Consider the following 16304-nt stretch of genomic DNA (forward strand, 5'->3'; position numbering starts at 1 on the left):
TTAGCATTGCCGGAGAGCCGCGGTTCATCGCGCCGGCTCATTCCCGGCCGCGCCTCCCCGGTTTTAACCCGACTTAAGCGCGCCCACGCGCACGCTGGCTCCCGATAAACAGGTCGGGATGACGATCAGGCGCGCAAAGACGCCGACGACGTCCCGAAATATGGGGACGGTCAATGAAGTCGCGTTTTGCACAGCGACGGCAGGGCATTCTGGCGTTTACGGCGGCCATGCTGGTTTCGCTCACCGGTGTTTCGACCTCGGTCGCGTTTGCGTCCGATTTCGGGCCGGCTGATCCAGCCGAGATCGCGCCGGCCGGAGCAGATACCATCCAGGCTCCCGCGACGTTCTTCACGATCAACGCCGTGCTGGCGAAGCTGGACCGCGAGCGCGGCCGCGGGCCGAATGCCGTGCGCTTGGCAGCGCTGACACCGCCCTCCTCCACCGCCACGGATGCCGCGCCTGAGCCCGTCTCTCCGGCCGCCGCGTCGCCGCTCGGCAATGAACCCTTCGGTCTCTTCGCATTCCGGGCGCCTGACAACGATATCTGGCGCAAATGGCGGGCGGTCGAGGCAGACCTCGTCAAGGAGCAGTCCGTGCTCGAGCGCTGCGGATCCGCCCCTGCGAGCTGCCCGTCTCAGGCAGCGCAGTTCCTCAGGCTCGTCGGCGCCGTCAAGGCCAAGTCCGGGCGAGCTCAGCTCGAGGAAGTCAATCTCGGCGTGAATACCGCGATCCGCTATGTCAGCGATCTCGTCCAGCATCGGGAGCTCGACCGCTGGAGTTCGCCGCTGGCGAGCTTTGCGACCGGCAAAGGCGATTGCGAAGACTATGCGATCGCCAAATACGCCGCATTGCGCCAGGCGGGTTTCCCGGACGCCGATATGCGCCTTCTCCTCGTCCGCGACCGAACGGTCCGGCAGGACCACGCGGTGCTCGCCGCCCGGCTCGATGGCCGCTGGCTGATCCTGGACAACCGCTGGGCGGGCCTGCGGGAGGACAACGGCGAGCTCAACTTCGCCCCGCTCTTCGCGATCAATCACGACGGCGTGCATCTGTTCGCCAAGCCTTATGCGAAGGCTGCGCCGCTTACGGCCGAAGCCGCGCCGGCAGCGGCGGGCGCGGAATGGGCGGGCTCGGAGCCCGCGGAGGCAGGTGGCGGCGGTTCGCTGAGCACGCTGACGCTGGTTCTCTGAGACCACTCCTGACGCGGCCTGGACCGCGTCAGCACCATAGGCGCGTCGATCAGCATATTCCCGCGGCTGGCTCTGTGGTCCCGCAGCTCAACCGCCAGAAAGCGAAGCGGCGACAAGGCTGGTCGCCTTGTCGCCGCATATCGCATCATCCAACGTCAACCGGCAGAGCGCGTGTCTGCAACGGCAGTCGCGTCAGAAGGTATGAACGGCCGCTGCAGTCGGAATGCCGGTCGAGACATGGGCCAGGTCGACCTTGTCCGTACCGGTGCCGTTTGCAGAGTACCAAAGTTCGTGCGTGGTGTTGTTGAAGAAGAAGCTGTTCGCCGACCCGTTCCACGCTCCGGCAGACGCTTCGTTCGGCACTCCCGCGCTCGACGAGACGAATTGCGCGGCAGAGATCGACGCTGCCGTGCCAATCGTCAAGGCCTGGCTGGCGACATCGACAAAGATCCCGTCGGTGCTCTGCAGATCCGCGATCGTATCGTGGCCGTTGAGGGCCGCCGTGGCTTCAAGCACGAACTTGTCGTTGCCAGCGCCACCGATCAGGACGTCATCGCCTCCCATTCCCCGCAGGGTATCGTCGCCCGGACCGCCCGACAGGACGTTGGCGGCCGAATTCCCGGTCAAGGTATCATTGAAGTTGGATCCCTTGATGTTGGCTTGTGGATCCGCCGCATCGCCTACCGTGGCCGTAACTCCCGTTCCGGAAGCGGAGTAATCGTTGAACAGCGTCCCCGGCGATACCAACGTCATCCCGAGACTGCTCGTCGAACTGTCGCCGTCCGCATCCGTCAAAGCCACGTCGAACGACATGCTGACGTTGGGGATGGTTGTCGCCGTCGTCACATAGGAGAACGTGCCGATGTCGAACGATTCGCCGTTGAGCGCAGGGTTATTGAAGGTCGGTGTCTGCAGGGCGTTCTCGATCTCGATCCGGTCGTAACCGGTGCCCGACGAGTGCACCAGGACGGTGTCGTGAAGGTCCAGTCCCGTAACCAGGTAGCCACCATTCCCGTCCGTGGTCAGTGACGCCAGATTGACGTTGACCCCGTTCACCTGAATTCCCGTGATCGTGTTGAGCTGAGAATCATCGGCGAGATGGGCGGAATCCGTGGCCGTGTTGTTGCCCGACGTGTCGTCGTTCGCATTGTAGATCCGCACCCACACTTCGATCGAATCGGCGGGCGGGCTGCCGTTCACTTGAACGATACCGAACTGGAAGTCGTTGATGTTGTAGTGCGTCGTATAGTTGTATTCGTTGTTGTTCCCGTTCGTGACCGTTGCATTGTTGACGAAATCAATTCGCAGATTGTCGCCGTCGTTCATCGAGTTGTTGGCGACGCCGATGCCCGTCGTACTTGCGGACACGGAGCTTCCGCCCGACGCGTTCGACGATCCGTTGGACTGCTGCACATAGCCCGAGAACAGCAGGTCCTGAGTCGTATTGGCGACGTCCAACGCCTTGAACTGCTGCGTGTTCTGACCAAGGGCCGAGAAGTCGTTGATCGTTCGGGTCTCGGTCGCTCCGATCTGAGCGAACAGCTGCATCGTGTACTGATCGTTGCTGGTGGCAAGGCTGCCATCCGGGTTCAACGTAACGGCAAACACCTCGGTGCCGCCCCCGCCGGGAGCGCTCCCGACCCAGCCCTGAAGTTGAAGCGGGGTAGTCGGGTTGGAGTCGTTGTCCACGAGGTAAAGGTGGATGTTCTGGCCACCGGAGGTGAGAGTTGCGTTGCTCCCGTTTACAACGCCGATCGCCAAGTCGCCATTCGTGATGTTTGCGAATGAAATCGTTCCAAGCTGATCGGCCCCGACGTTGTTGTCGATGTTGTGGTCGACGTCGAGGTATCCCGTAAAGCTCGCGCCGATACTGTTGTTCAGAATGGCGTAGTCCGGAGAAATCGTGCTCGGACCATCGTCATGGAACGTCAGCGCCTGGCCGATATTGATGCTCGACGAGCTGTTGGCGGAATCGCCGTCCTTGTCCGTGATCGTGTCGGCCCGTGTCAGCGTGATCAGGTCCGCCGCGGTCAGCGTCACCGTGTCGTCCGGATCGGACGCATTCGGATGCTTGAGTGCGCGCATCTGATCCAGTGTCACAACGCCGGCGGCATCCACGGTGACCGTAAAGGCCAACGTCGGCGTCGCACCGACATGACCCTCAACCGTGTTGCCGTTCATCACCAGCAGGATGTGCTGCCCGGTCGCAACGTCGATCAGGCCGGAGTCCACGCTCGCGCTCTTGACGGCGAGCGTATAGGTCGACGCGATCGTGCCGGGGCCGTCAGAACCGTAACTGCTGACCACCGTGAAGTTGTCGGCAAAGTTCGCCGTCGCGTTGATCGCAAGGTTGGTCTCGTCGACCACCAAAGCGTCCGCCGGTGCCGTGGTCGACACCGCGATGGTCGGGCCGTCGTCGAGGAACTTGACGACGCCGTTGAGGTTGGCCGTGTCGTGCGAAGAGTCGCCATCCTTGTCCGTCACCGTCACGGTCACGCCGACCGCGTTGTCGGCAAGTGTCACCGCCTCGGAGGTGTCCGGATTGGACGAGGTCCCATGCACCACCGCGCGGAACTGGGTCAGCGTGGTGTCGCCGGTCGAGGAGTTGATCGACAGCGTGAACACCAGCGGATCGGTGCTCAGCGTGCCGGCATGACCTTCGATCACGCCGCCGTTGAGGAACAGCGTGATCGCCTTGTTGGTCGCCGTGTCTGTGAGGCCCGACACCGTCGACAGCAGAGACAGCGAGTAGACCGACGGCGTCGCGCTAGCGGCGCCGTCGGAGCCGAACACCGAGGTGTTGGTGAACAGCGTCGCGCCCAGGATCGTGTTCGTGCCGAGGTTGCCGCCGACCGGGTCGACTTCGCCCGGAGCGCCGACACCGTCGGTCTCGTCGACGATCAGGGTCGGCGAGCCGTTCAGCGCGATGTGCGCCGTCGGACCGTCGTCCAGGAACTTGACGACGCCGTTCAGGTTGGCCGTGTCGTGCGAGGAGTCGCCGTCCTTGTCGGTCACCGTCACGGTCACGCCGACCACGTTGTCGGCCAGCGTCGCCGCCTCCGAGCTGTCCGGATCGGACGAGGTCCCGTGTACCACCGCACGGAACTGGGTCAGCGTGGTGTCGCCGGTCGAGGAGTTGATCGACAGCGTGAACACCAGCGGATCGGTGCTCAGCGTGCCGGCATGACCTTCGATCACGCCGCCGTTGAGGAACAGCTTGATCGCATTGCCGGTCGCGGTGTCGGTGAGGCCCGATACCGTCGACAGCAGCGACAGCGAGTACACCGTCGGCGTCGTCGACGCCGCACCGTCGGAGCCGAACACCGAGGTATTGGTGAACAGCGTCGCGCCGAGGATCGTGTTCGCACCGAGGTTGCCGCCAACCGGATCGACCTCACCCGGGGCGCCCACACCGTCGGTCTCGTCGACGATCAGGGTCGGCGAGCCGTTCAGCGCGATGTGCGCCGTCGGACCGTCGTCCAGGAACTTGACCACACCGTTCAGGTTCGCGGTGTCGTGCGAGGAATCGCCGTCCTTGTCGGTCACCGTCACGGTCACGCCGACCACGTTGTCGGCAAGTGTCGCCGCCTCCGAGCTGTCCGGATCGGACGATGTTCCGTGCACCACCGCGCGGAACTGGGTCAGCGTGGTGTCGCCGGTCGAGGAGTTGATCGACAGCGTGAACACCAGCGGGTCGGTGCTCAGCGTGCCGGCATGGCCTTCGATCACACTGCCGTTGAGGAACAATGTGATCGCATTGCCGGTCGCCGTGTCGGTCAGACCTGACACCGTCGACAGCAGCGACAGCGAGTACACTGTCGGTGTCGTGCTTGCCGCGCCGTCAGAGCCAAACACCGAGGTGTTGGTGAACAGCGTCGCGCCGAGGATCGTGTTGGTACCGAGGTTACCGCCAACCGGATCGACCTCGCCCGGGGCGCCCACACCGTCGGTCTCGTCGACGACCAGGGTCGGCGAGCCGTTCAGTGCGATGTGTGCCGTCGGGCCGTCGTCCAGGAACTTGACGACGCCGTTCAGGTTGGCCGTGTCGTGCGAGGAATCGCCGTCCTTGTCGGTCACCGTCACGGTCACTCCGACCGCGTTATCAGCCAGCGTTACCGCCTCGGAGCTGTCCGGATCGGACGAGGTCCCGTGTACCACGGCGCGGAACTGGGTCAGCGTGGTGTCGCCGGTCGAGGCGTTGATCGACAGCGTGAACACCAGCGGATCCGTGCTCAGCGTGCCGGCATGACCTTCGATCACGCCGCCGTTGAGGATCAGCGTGATCGCATTGCCGGTCGCCGTGTCGGTGAGACCGGACACCGTCGACAGCAGCGACAGCGAGTACACCGTTGGAGTCGCGCTCGCCGCGCCGTCGGACCCGAACACCGAGGTGTTATTGAACAGCGTCGCGCCCAGGATCGTGTTCGTGCCGAGGTTGCCGCCGACCGGGTCGACTTCACCAGGAGCGCCCACACCGTCGGTCTCGTCGACGATCAGGGTCGGAGAGCCGTTCAGCGCGATGTGCGCCGTCGGACCGTCGTCCAGGAACTTGACGACCCCATTCAGGTTCGCCGTGTCGTGCGAGGAGTCACCGTCCTTGTCCGTCACCGTCACGGTCACACCGACCGCGTTGTCGGCCAGCGTTGCCGCCTCGGAGCTGTCCGGATCGGACGATGTTCCATGCACCACGGCACGGAACTGGGTCAGCGTGGTGTCGCCGGTCGAGGCGTTGATCGACAGCGTGAACACCAGCGGGTCGGTGCTCAGCGTGCCGGCGTGTCCTTCGATCACGCCGCCATTGAGGAACAGCTTGATCGCATTGCCGGTCGCCGTGTCGGTCAGACCGGACACCGTCGACAGCAACGACAGCGAGTACACCGTCGGTGTCGTGCTCGCAGCACCGTCAGAGCCAAACACCGAGGTGTTGGTGAACAGGGTCGCGCCCAGGATTGTGTTCGCGCCGAGATTGCCGCCGACCGCGTCGACCTCGCCCGGTGCGCCAACGCCGTCGGTCTCGTCAACGATCAGGGTCGGCGAGCCGTTCAGTGCGATGTGTGCCGTCGGACCGTCATCCAGGAACTTGACCACGCCATTGAGGTTGGCCGTGTCGTGCGAGGAGTCGCCGTCCTTGTCCGTCACCGTCACGGTCACGCCGACCGCGTTGTCCGCCAGCGTTGCCGCTTCCGAGGTGTCGGGATCAGTCTCCGTCCCATGCACAACGGCGCGGAACTGTGTCAGCGTGGTATCGCCGGTCGATGCGTTGATCGACAGCGTGAACACGAGCGGATCGGTGCTCAGCGTGCCGGCATGGCCTTCGATCACGCCGGCGTTGAGGAACAGCGTGATCGCATTGCCCGTCGCCGTGTCGGTCAAACCAGACACCGTCGACAGCAGCGACAGTGAGTAGACTGTCGGCGTCGTCGAAGCAGCGCCGTCAGATCCGAACACCGACGTATTGTTGAACAGCGTCGCGCCGAGGATCGTGTTCGTACCGAGGTTGCCGCCGACCGGGTCGACTTCTCCAGGGGCGCCAACACCGTCGGTCTCGTCGACGATCAGGGTCGGCGATTCGTTCAGCGAAATATGCGCCGTCGGACCATCGTCCAGGAACTTGACGACGCCGTTCAGGTTCGCGGTGTCGTGCGAGGAGTCGCCATCCTTGTCGGTCACAGTCACGGTCACGCCGACCGCGTTGTCGGCCAGCGTCGCCGCTTCCGAGCTGTCCGGATCGGACGAGGTCCCGTGCACGACGGCGCGGAACTGGGTCAGAGTCGTATCGCCGGTCGAGGAGTTGATCGACAGCGTGAACACCAGCGGATCCGTGCTCAGCGTGCCGGCATGGCCTTCGATCACGCCAGCATTGAGGAACAGCGTGATCGCATTGCCCGTCGCCGTGTCGGTCAAACCAGACACCGTCGACAGCAGCGACAGCGAGTAGACCGTCGGCGTCGCCGAGGCAGCGCCGTCGGACCCGAACACCGAGGTGTTGTTAAACAGCGTCGCGCCCAGGATCGTGTTCGTGCCGAGGGTGCCACCGACCGGGTCGACCTCGCCCGGAGCGCCGACACCGTCGGTCTCGTCGACGATCAGGGTCGGCGAGCCGTTCAGCGCGATGTGTGCCGTCGGACCGTCGTCGAGGAACTTCACGACCCCGTTGAGGTTCGCCGTGTCGTGCGAGGAGTCGCCGTCCTTGTCCGTCACCGTCACGGTCACGCCGACCGCGTTGTCGGCCAGCGTCGCCGCCTCCGAAGTGTCGGGATCAGTCTCCGTCCCGTGCACGACGGCGCGGAACTGGGTCAGCGTGGTATCGCCGGTCGATGCGTTGATCGACAGCGTGAACACCAGCGGGTCGGTGCTCAGCGTGCCGGCATGGCCTTCGATCACACTGCCGTTGAGGAACAATGTGATCGCATTGCCGGTCGCCGTGTCGGTCAGACCTGACACCGTCGACAGCAGCGACAGCGAGTACACTGTCGGTGTCGTGCTTGCCGCGCCGTCAGAGCCGAACACCGAGGTGTTGTTGAACAGCGTCGCGCCCAGGATCGTGTTCGTTCCGAGATTGCCGCCGACCGGGTCGACCTCGCCCGGAGCTCCAACGCCGTCCGTCTCATCAACGATCAGGGTCGGCGAGCCGTTCAGCGCGATGTGTGCCGTCGGACCATCATCCAGGAACTTCACGACCCCGTTGAGGTTGGCCGTGTCGTGCGAGGAGTCGCCATCCTTGTCCGTCACCGTCACGGTCACGCCGACCGCGTTATCAGCCAGCGTCGCCGCTTCCGAGGTGTCGGGATCAGTCTCCGTCCCATGCACCACCGCACGGAACTGGGTCAGCGCGGTGTCGCCGGTCGAGGAGTTGATCGACAGCGTGAACACCAGCGGATCGGTGCTCAGCGTGCCGGCATGGCCTTCGATCACGCCGCCGTTGAGGAACAGCGTGATGGCATTGCCGGTCGCCGTGTCGGTCAGACCGGACACGGTCGACAGCAGCGACAGTGAGTAGACTGTCGGCGTCGTCGACGCAGCGCCGTCGGAGCCGAACACCGAGGTGTTGTTGAACAGGGTCGCGCCGAGGATCGTGTTCGTACCGAGGTTGCCGCCGACCGGATCGACTTCGCCCGGGGCGCCAACACCGTCGGTCTCGTCGACGATCAGGGTCGGCGATTCGTTCAGCGAAATATGCGCCGTCGGACCATCGTCCAGGAACTTGACGACGCCGTTCAGGTTCGCGGTGTCGTGCGAGGAGTCGCCGTCCTTGTCCGTCACCGTCACGGTCACGCCGACCGCGTTGTCGGCCAGCGTTGCCGCCTCCGAAGTGTCGGGATCAGTCTCCGTCCCGTGCACGACGGCGCGGAACTGGGTCAGAGTCGTATCGCCGGTCGATGCGTTGATCGACAGCGTGAACACCAGCGGATCGGTGCTCAGCGTGCCGGCGTGACCTTCGATGACGCCAGCATTGAGGAACAGCGTGATCGCATTGCCCGTCGCCGTGTCGGTCAGACCCGACACCGTCGACAGCAGCGACAGCGAGTAGACCGTCGGCGTCGCCGAGGCAGCGCCGTCGGCCCCGAACACCGAGGTGTTGGTGAACAGCGTCGCGCCCAGGATCGTGTTCGTGCCGAGGTTGCCGCCGACCGGGTCGACCTCGCCAGGAGCTCCAACGCCGTCCGTCTCGTCGACGATCAGGGTCGGCGAGCCGTTCAGCGCGATGTGTGCCGTCGGACCGTCGTCCAGGAACTTGACGACCCCGTTGAGGTTCGCGGTGTCGTGCGAGGAGTCACCGTCCTTGTCCGTCACCGTCACGGTCACGCCGACCGCGTTGTCGGCCAGCGTCGCCGCTTCCGAAGTGTCGGGATCAGTCTCCGTCCCGTGCACGACGGCACGGAACTGGGTCAGCGTAGTGTCGCCGGTCGAGGAGTTGATCGACAGCGTAAACACCAGCGGATCCGTGCTCAGCGTGCCGGCATGGCCTTCGATGACGCCGGCGTTGAGGAACAGCGTGATCGGATTGCCGGTCGCGGTGTCGGTCAGGCCCGACACCGTCGACAGCAGCGTCAGCGAATAGACCGTCGGCGTCGTGCTCGCCGCGCCGTCGGAGCCGAACACCGAGGTATTGGTGAACAGCGTTGCGCCCAGGATCGTGTTCGTTCCGAGATTGCCGCCGACCGGATCGACTTCGCCCGGAGCGCCCACACCGTCGGTCTCGTCGACGATCAGGGTCGGCGATTCGTTAAGCGAAATATGTGCCGTCGGACCGTCATCCAGGAATTTGACGACGCCATTGAGGTTGGCCGTGTCGTGGGAGGAATCGCCGTCCTTGTCCGTCACCGTCACGGTCACGCCGACCGCGTTGTCGGCGAGCGTCGCCGCTTCCGAAGTGTCCGGATCAGTCTCCGTCCCGTGCACCACCGCACGGAATTGGGTCAGCGTGGTGTCGCCGGTCGAGGAGTTGATCGACAGTGTGAACACCAGCGGATCGGTGCTCAGCGTGCCGGCATGGCCTTCGATCACACCGCCGTTGAGGAACAGCGTGATCGCATTGCCGGTCGCCGTGTCGGTCAGACCCGAGACGGTCGACAGCAGCGACAGCGAGTACACCGTCGGCGTCGTGCTCGCCGCGCCGTCGGAGCCGAACACCGAGGTGTTGTTGAACAGCGTCGCGCCCAGAATCGTGTTCGTGCCGAGGTTGCCGCCGACCGGGTCGACCTCGCCAGGAGCGCCCACACCGTCGGTCTCGTCGACAATCAGGGTCGGCGATTCGTTCAGCGAAATATGTGCCGTCGGACCGTCGTCCAGGAACTTGACGACGCCGTTCAGGTTCGCCGTGTCGTGCGAGGAGTCGCCGTCCTTGTCGGTCACCGTCACGGTCACGCCGACCGCATTGTCGGCCAGCGTTGCCGCCTCCGAGGTGTCCGGATCAGTCTCCGTCCCATGCACCACCGCACGGAACTGGGTCAACGTGGTATCGCCGGTCGAGGAGTCGATCGACAGCGTGAACACCAGCGGATCGGTGCTCAGCGTACCGGCATGACCTTCGATCACGCCGGCGTTGAGGAACAACGTGATGGCATTGCCGGTCGCCGTGTCGGTGAGGCCCGACACCGTCGACAACAGCGACAGCGAGTACACCGTCGGCGTCGCCGACGCAGCGCCGTCAGAGCCAAACACCGAGGTGTTGGTGAACAGCGTCGCGCCCAGGATCGTGTTCGTGCCGAGATTGCCGCCGACCGGATCGACCTCGCCAGGAGCGCCCACACCGTCGGTCTCGTCGACGATCAAAGTCGGCGATTCGTTCAGTGCGATGTGTGCCGTCGGACCGTCGTCCAGGAACTTGACGACGCCGTTCAGGTTCGCCGTGTCATGTGAAGAGTCGCCGTCGTTGTCCGTCACCGTCACGGTCACACCGACCGCGTTGTCGGCCAGCGTTGCCGCTTCCGAGGTGTCCGGATCAGTCTCCGTCCCATGCACGACGGCGCGGAACTGCGTCATCGTGGTGTCGCCGGTCGAGGCGTCGATCGACAGCGTGAACACCAGCGGATCGGTGCTCAGCGTGCCGGCATGACCTTCGATCACGCCACCATTGAGGAACAGTGTGATCGCGTTGCCGGTCGCCGTGTCGGTCAAGCCGGACACCGACGACAGCAGCGTCAGCGAATAGACCGTCGGTGTCGTGCTCGCAGCGCCGTCGGCCCCGAACTCCGAGGTGTTGGTGAAGAGCGACGCACCAAGGATCGTGTTCGTGCCGAGGTTGCCGCCGACCGGATCGACCTCGCCCGGAGCGCCAACACCGTCGGTCTCGTCGACGATCAGGGTCGCCTCGCCGTTCAGCGCAATGTGCGCCGTCGGACCATCGTCCAGGAACTTCACCCGCGAGCCGAGGTCGATGCTCGAGTCCGCCGAGTCGCCGTCATTGTCAGTGATCGTTGCCGTCAGCGTCACCACGCCGCTGGCCAAGCTGATGCTTTCGTTGGTGTCCGGATCCGTGCCGTCGGCTTCCTTCACCGAGCGGTTATCCGTGAACGTCACATTGCCGTCGCTGTCGACCTCCAGCGTGAACACCAAGAGGTTGCTCGACGCGGTATGGCCTTCCACCGTCGTGCCGTTCATCGTCAGCACGACATCTTCACCGGTCTGCGCGTCCACCAGGCCGCTCGACTTGGAGGTATCGATCGACAGGGCATAGCTGATCGGATGTTGCGGGTCCGGCACGCCGTCCGCGCCGGTCTCCGCCAGGAAAATGCTGCCGAACGACGCACTCGCCGTGTTGTTGCCGTTGTGGATCGAACCGTCGACACCGTTGGTTGCAGCCTGCAGGTTGCTTTCGTCGACGATCAAGCTCGGAAGCGTCCGCTCCTCGCCCTCCAGAACGATCTGGATCGACGGACCGTCGTCCAGGAACGTCACCTGCCTGCCGATGTCGATGCCCGCGGTGGCCGTGTCACCGTCATTGTCGGTGATCGTCGCCGTCAGCGTCACCGCGCCGTCGGAGAGGCTGATGCCTTCGTTGGTATCCGGATTGGTGCCGTCGGCTTCCTTCACCGAGCGGTCGACCGTGAACGTCACGAAGCCACTGCTGTCGACCGATAGCGTGAACACCAGCAGGTTGCTCGCCGCGGTATGACCTTCCACCGTCGTGCCGTTCATCAGCAGCACGACAGCTTCGCCGGTCTGCGCATCCACCAGGCCGCTCGTCCCGGAAGGACCGATCGACAGCGCATAGCTGATCGGATGTTCCGAATCGGCCACGCCGTCCGCACCCGAGTTCGCCTGGAAGATACCGCCGAACCACCCGATCGCCGAGTTGATGCCGTTGTGGATCGAACCCTCGATGCCGTTGGTCACAGCCGTGAGGTTGCTCTCGTCGACGACGAGGTTCGTAAGTACCTGCCCCTCACCTTCGCCATCCAGGACGACGTGGATCGACGGGCCGTCGTCCTGCAATGTCAGATGCGGGCCAACGTCGACGCTCGCGCTCGTGCTCTGGTTGCTGTTGTCCGTCACCGTGGCGGTCAACGAGATCAGACCGGCAGGCACATGTATGCCTTCGCTGATATCGCCATCCTCGCCCGAGCCTTGATGCACCGAGCGCAGATCCGTCAGCGTCAGCTTGCCGCTGGAATCCACGGACAGCGTGAAATCCTGCGGGCCACTGGCCGCCGTCGCCGCGTCCTTGCCTTCGCGGCCGACCACGACACCGCTCTCCAGGAACAGGAACACGTGATTCCCGGTCTGCGAATCGATCAGGCCGGTGTCCACGCCCGACGCACTGATCGACAGCGCGAAGGTCAGCGACTGCTGGCCGCCCGGCACATTGAGCGTGACCGGCAAAATACCCGAAATCACCGTGCTCAACGCGTCAGGCGTGGAGCCGTCAATTCCGTTCGTGGCGGAGGTCAGGAAGCTCTCATCGAGGACCAGCTCGGGCAGCGTGCCCAGCGAGATCGTCGGAGCCGGCGGGGTCGTCGGCTGCTGAACAAAGCCAGTCGGGGGAATGGTCTGAAATGTCGGCAGGTCCTCCTGGGGCGCCAGCGTATTGGTGCCGACCGGCGGCAGCGGATCGACCGTGAACGGGCTGAAGTTCGCGCCGCTCGCCTGAGCATTGTTCTGCCCCAGCGAGTCGCCGGCGGCGGGAAGAACGGCCGAAGCTGCCGAGGGATCGTTGATGATCGGGAAGGCGCTGGCGAACTCGGCGACGGAGAGATCGCGGCCTGGCGCGACCTGGATAGTGAGATTGCCGAGTTGATCGTGCCGGGAGTCGAAGAACGGCTCGACAGTCACCGTCGAGTGATTGTCGAAAAGAATGATCAGCTTTTCGCCGACATGAACGAGCGTAATCTTCTCGTTCGCAATAGCCGAAAAGTCGACTTGAACCTTCTGGTCATAACCGAGGTTTAAAACGACTGCCTGATCTGCGAATGGCTTGGTGAGCTTGAAGATGCGCGGCGGCGAGGCGTTGTTCGAATTTCCGGCACCAGTAGCCTGGGCAATCCGAAATTGCTCATTCATGAAATCTCTCCGCCAAAAGAACGTGAATTGAAAAATTGCAGGAAATTTACGTCGAACTGTACCTTTAAGCTATTGTTAACCCCGACAAGGGTCAAGAAAACTATTTGGTTAATCAATACTTTCGATCAGGATGTGGTAAAGGAGACCGCGCGGTCGCGATATGTCGCAAAACGGACCAGATGAACGTCGTTTTGACGCATGTCGCTCCAGGCCCAACAGGCGGCAGCTGGAGCAAGGGATGAGGAAATTACTGGTAACAGCCGTGCTGGCCGGATCTTTCGGATTGCATGCCGCCGCCGCTCAAAACCCGCCGGCGCCAGAGGCCCAGACGGTCGAACGCACGGTTAAGGCCCAGCCGAACAAGGACACCCAGATCGGGCTTTACATCAACGTCAGACCCGATTGCACCTCGGGGCCGCTGCCAACCATCCGACTGGCAACCTCCCCGACGTCGGGAAAGGTCGTCGTAAAGCCCGGTAAGGTGAAGGCGACCAACTACAAGGCCTGCCTGGCGCTGGAGGTGCCGGCTTACGTGGCCTTCTACAAATCGCCTCCAGACTTTGTCGGCGACGATACGCTGACCATCGAGGTGAAGTATCCCGGCGGACGGACCGAGATCCAAAAGATCACGGTCAACGTCGCTGGAGCGGGCGGCCAAAAGATCTAAAGCACGATATCATTGCGGGCTCGGCGCCAACATTCTGCGCCCGTGGTCGACCGGTTCAGTCCACCCGCGTGACCTCGCATTGGCTGCGCGAGTTCAGTCCGACCACGCCGATGTTGACGTTCTTGAACTGGTAACTCGCATGCGCCGGCACAGGCTGGTTGGCCCACACCAGGACCTTGGTGGCACGCTCCCGGTCGTCATCCATCCAGCAAGTCAGTTCGACGCTGTCGATCTTCTTGTCGGTGCCGTTGGACAGCACGAAGCTGGCGATTCCGTAACTGTCAGATCGTCGCATCGTTTGAAGTGAGTCGATCTTGACCAGCTCGCCCAGGCCGGGCTGCGCAGCGGGCGGTCCAGCGACCTGAGCCCCCGCAGCATCAATCAGGACGCACAGCCCCGCACAGCAGACGATCCCGGTCAACAGCCTCATGACGCGCCTCATCCCCAACGCGGAGATATTTCCGCGTCTGCCGGGTCCGCGCAAGGGCCTGCCGTTATTGCGGCGCGGAAACCGCCGCAAGCCATCTTGCGGCGATGCTGCGTCAGTGAGAGAGCGTCTTTGCGCCCGCCCCCAGGTCTGCTCCTGCACCACAATCGCCGATCCGATGCGCCACGACCAACTCGACCCGCGGCACCTGCCCTTCACTGAGCTCGTTCTGCTCCGTGTAGGATTCCTCGCTATGAACCGTGATCACCGTGCTGACGGGGCCCATGAAGTCGCAACGGTTCGCGAAAGTGTATTGATTGTTCTTCTTCTCGGGTCTCGCGGAGACACAACTGCCGACCGAGGGAGACGCGAAGGTCGCCTTCATCGAGACGGTCGGATCCACACAGGCCGTCAATTCCCGCTCGAGCAAACGGTGCTTCGGCTTGCGATGAGCGACCATGTCGAGCGTCCGGACGAAGTGCCAAAGACCCTTGCGGAAGGTCGGCCCCTGGAATTCATCAGCCTTGGCTGCAGTGGTGGTTATGGTGATCAGAAGCGCCAGAGCGGCACAACGGACGAAAGAGGTCGCAAGGATTGAACGACGGCCTGTGGTCATGGTCTCCATACCTGCTCGCTTGCGCCCCAAGGAAAAGCCTGCACAGTCGAAAAGCACCGCCTCAGGTTCAGGCACCGTCGTAAAGCAAACATTAACAATGCGAGAGATCCGTTAAATTACGGAAAACCCACCTTGCCCGACCGGCTGTTTTCGAATCGCGCGTGACTACCCCTGCTCCCCGCGCGACTTCTTGTCACGCCATCGGACGGCCGGTCAACCACGCACCATTACGGAAGATCAGCTACCGGGTAAAAACGGCAATTCACGAACATTAATTCTGGCGAGCGCGGCATTTCGGTAACAGTGAGCAGGCCCGGTCGCGCGGAGATCACAACGGCCAAATATGGCGGCTGCGCGCAGGCGGTATTTAAATAGAGCGGGGGCTGGCGCCCAGCGAGCCCGGCGCGACCGCAAAAGCACGGAGGCGGAGGGGTGGGCGCTCGCGAAGCCCGGGATTAGCGTACGCGAAAGCTAAACCGGATTTATCCCGAGCTTTGCGCGACGCCGCCGCCTCGCCTGGACAGGTGCCTCGCCGACAACATTGCCGACCGCAAACGACTTCTGAAAAGCGGAACGCGGCAAATCCTCAGTCCTCACGCAGAGCGCCAGAATCCTGGTCCGCGAACGGGTTCTGCACACGTTGCAAAGGAAGCCGTGCAGATTGACCTTTGATGCCATTTTTGCTCTTTTAGCTGAATATTTCTCGCTATTGGGGGCTGCGATGCGGAGCAGATTCAACGGACTTCTTTGGGCAGCGGCCTTTTTGAGTCTGGCAGTCGGTACGAGCCAAGCCAGCGCGGCCGATCTGGGCCTGATGACCTCGGGGCCCGCAGCGGTCGGAAATTGCAGCGAACTGGTGTTTGTCTGCGAGAATGGCCGGCAATATCCGCTTTGCCCGATTGCGGTCTCGGTGGCCGGTGAGGTCGTCACGGCATCCCTGCACACCGGACGCCATGGCGGCGCGCATGTTCGGCTGGTTCCAATGGGCGTGGGGTACCGCTACGCCGGACGGGGCATTTGGCTCGACGGCTTCCGCGAGAATGCCCTGCTGAACTTCGGCAAGCACAGCCAAGTCGCCTGCACCCTCGCCCGCTAGGGCGAGGAAGCTGAGGCGAACTGAATCAGCCCTTGGTGCGCAGCACGGCTCCCTGCGACCTCGGATGCAGATAGGCCTTGGGCTGAACATAGACCGGGCAGTAATTATTCCATTGATACTGCTGCCAGTTCCATTTCCAGCAGCCGGCATCAATCTGCGGTTCGGGACCGAAGCCCAGACGATAGGGCTCGTCTCCGAACGGATAAGGACCGCTGTAAGCGGCGCTTGAAACGAACATAACTGTCAGGGAAACGGCAGTTGCGGCCAGCAATTTTGGCATGTTGCCCTCGATCTTCACGCGCGAA

At 63.4% G+C, this 16304-nt stretch carries 7 protein-coding genes; 3 read left to right on the top strand and 4 right to left on the bottom strand.

The annotated features are described in order from the left end of the window. Window positions 1-173: 173 nt before the first annotated feature. Entirely contained in the window at window positions 174-1190 is a 1017-nt protein-coding gene (locus A7X65_RS38300) for a transglutaminase-like cysteine peptidase (protein ID WP_063694590.1), read from the top strand. A 192-nt stretch (window positions 1191-1382) separates the two neighbouring features. On the opposite strand, the gene A7X65_RS38305 is transcribed toward A7X65_RS38300, so the two are convergent. Further along, window positions 1383-13193: a DUF5801 repeats-in-toxin domain-containing protein gene (locus A7X65_RS38305; RefSeq protein WP_063694591.1), complete on the bottom strand. Its 11811-nt coding sequence runs from the start codon at window positions 13191-13193 to the stop codon at window positions 1383-1385. Between the two features lie 238 nt (window positions 13194-13431). Here A7X65_RS38305 and A7X65_RS38310 point away from each other — a divergent pair, with 238 nt between their 5' ends. Then, entirely contained in the window at window positions 13432-13860 is a 429-nt protein-coding gene (locus A7X65_RS38310; RefSeq protein ID WP_063694592.1) for a hypothetical protein, read from the top strand. Between the two features lie 55 nt (window positions 13861-13915). On the opposite strand, the gene A7X65_RS38315 is transcribed toward A7X65_RS38310, so the two are convergent. Further along, window positions 13916-14290, bottom strand: coding sequence for a hypothetical protein (locus A7X65_RS38315; protein ID WP_156528438.1), 375 nt, complete (start codon window positions 14288-14290; stop codon window positions 13916-13918). 112 nt (window positions 14291-14402) lie between these two features. Continuing rightward, window positions 14403-14912: a hypothetical protein gene (locus A7X65_RS38320; RefSeq protein WP_063694594.1), complete on the bottom strand. Its 510-nt coding sequence runs from the start codon at window positions 14910-14912 to the stop codon at window positions 14403-14405. Window positions 14913-15564: 652 nt separating this feature from the next. On the opposite strand from A7X65_RS38320, the gene A7X65_RS38325 reads away from it, so the two are divergent. After that, on the top strand, window positions 15565-15999 hold the full coding sequence (locus tag A7X65_RS38325) for a hypothetical protein (protein WP_245324055.1): 435 nt from the start codon (window positions 15565-15567) through the stop codon (window positions 15997-15999). Window positions 16000-16024: 25 nt separating this feature from the next. On the opposite strand, the gene A7X65_RS38330 is transcribed toward A7X65_RS38325, so the two are convergent. Continuing rightward, window positions 16025-16297, bottom strand: a complete 273-nt coding sequence (locus A7X65_RS38330; RefSeq protein ID WP_082885207.1) for a hypothetical protein — start codon at window positions 16295-16297, stop codon at window positions 16025-16027. Window positions 16298-16304 lie beyond the last annotated feature (7 nt).

This window comes from Bradyrhizobium stylosanthis (assembly GCF_001641335.1).
In the GTDB taxonomy this organism is placed as follows: domain Bacteria; phylum Pseudomonadota; class Alphaproteobacteria; order Rhizobiales; family Xanthobacteraceae; genus Bradyrhizobium; species Bradyrhizobium stylosanthis.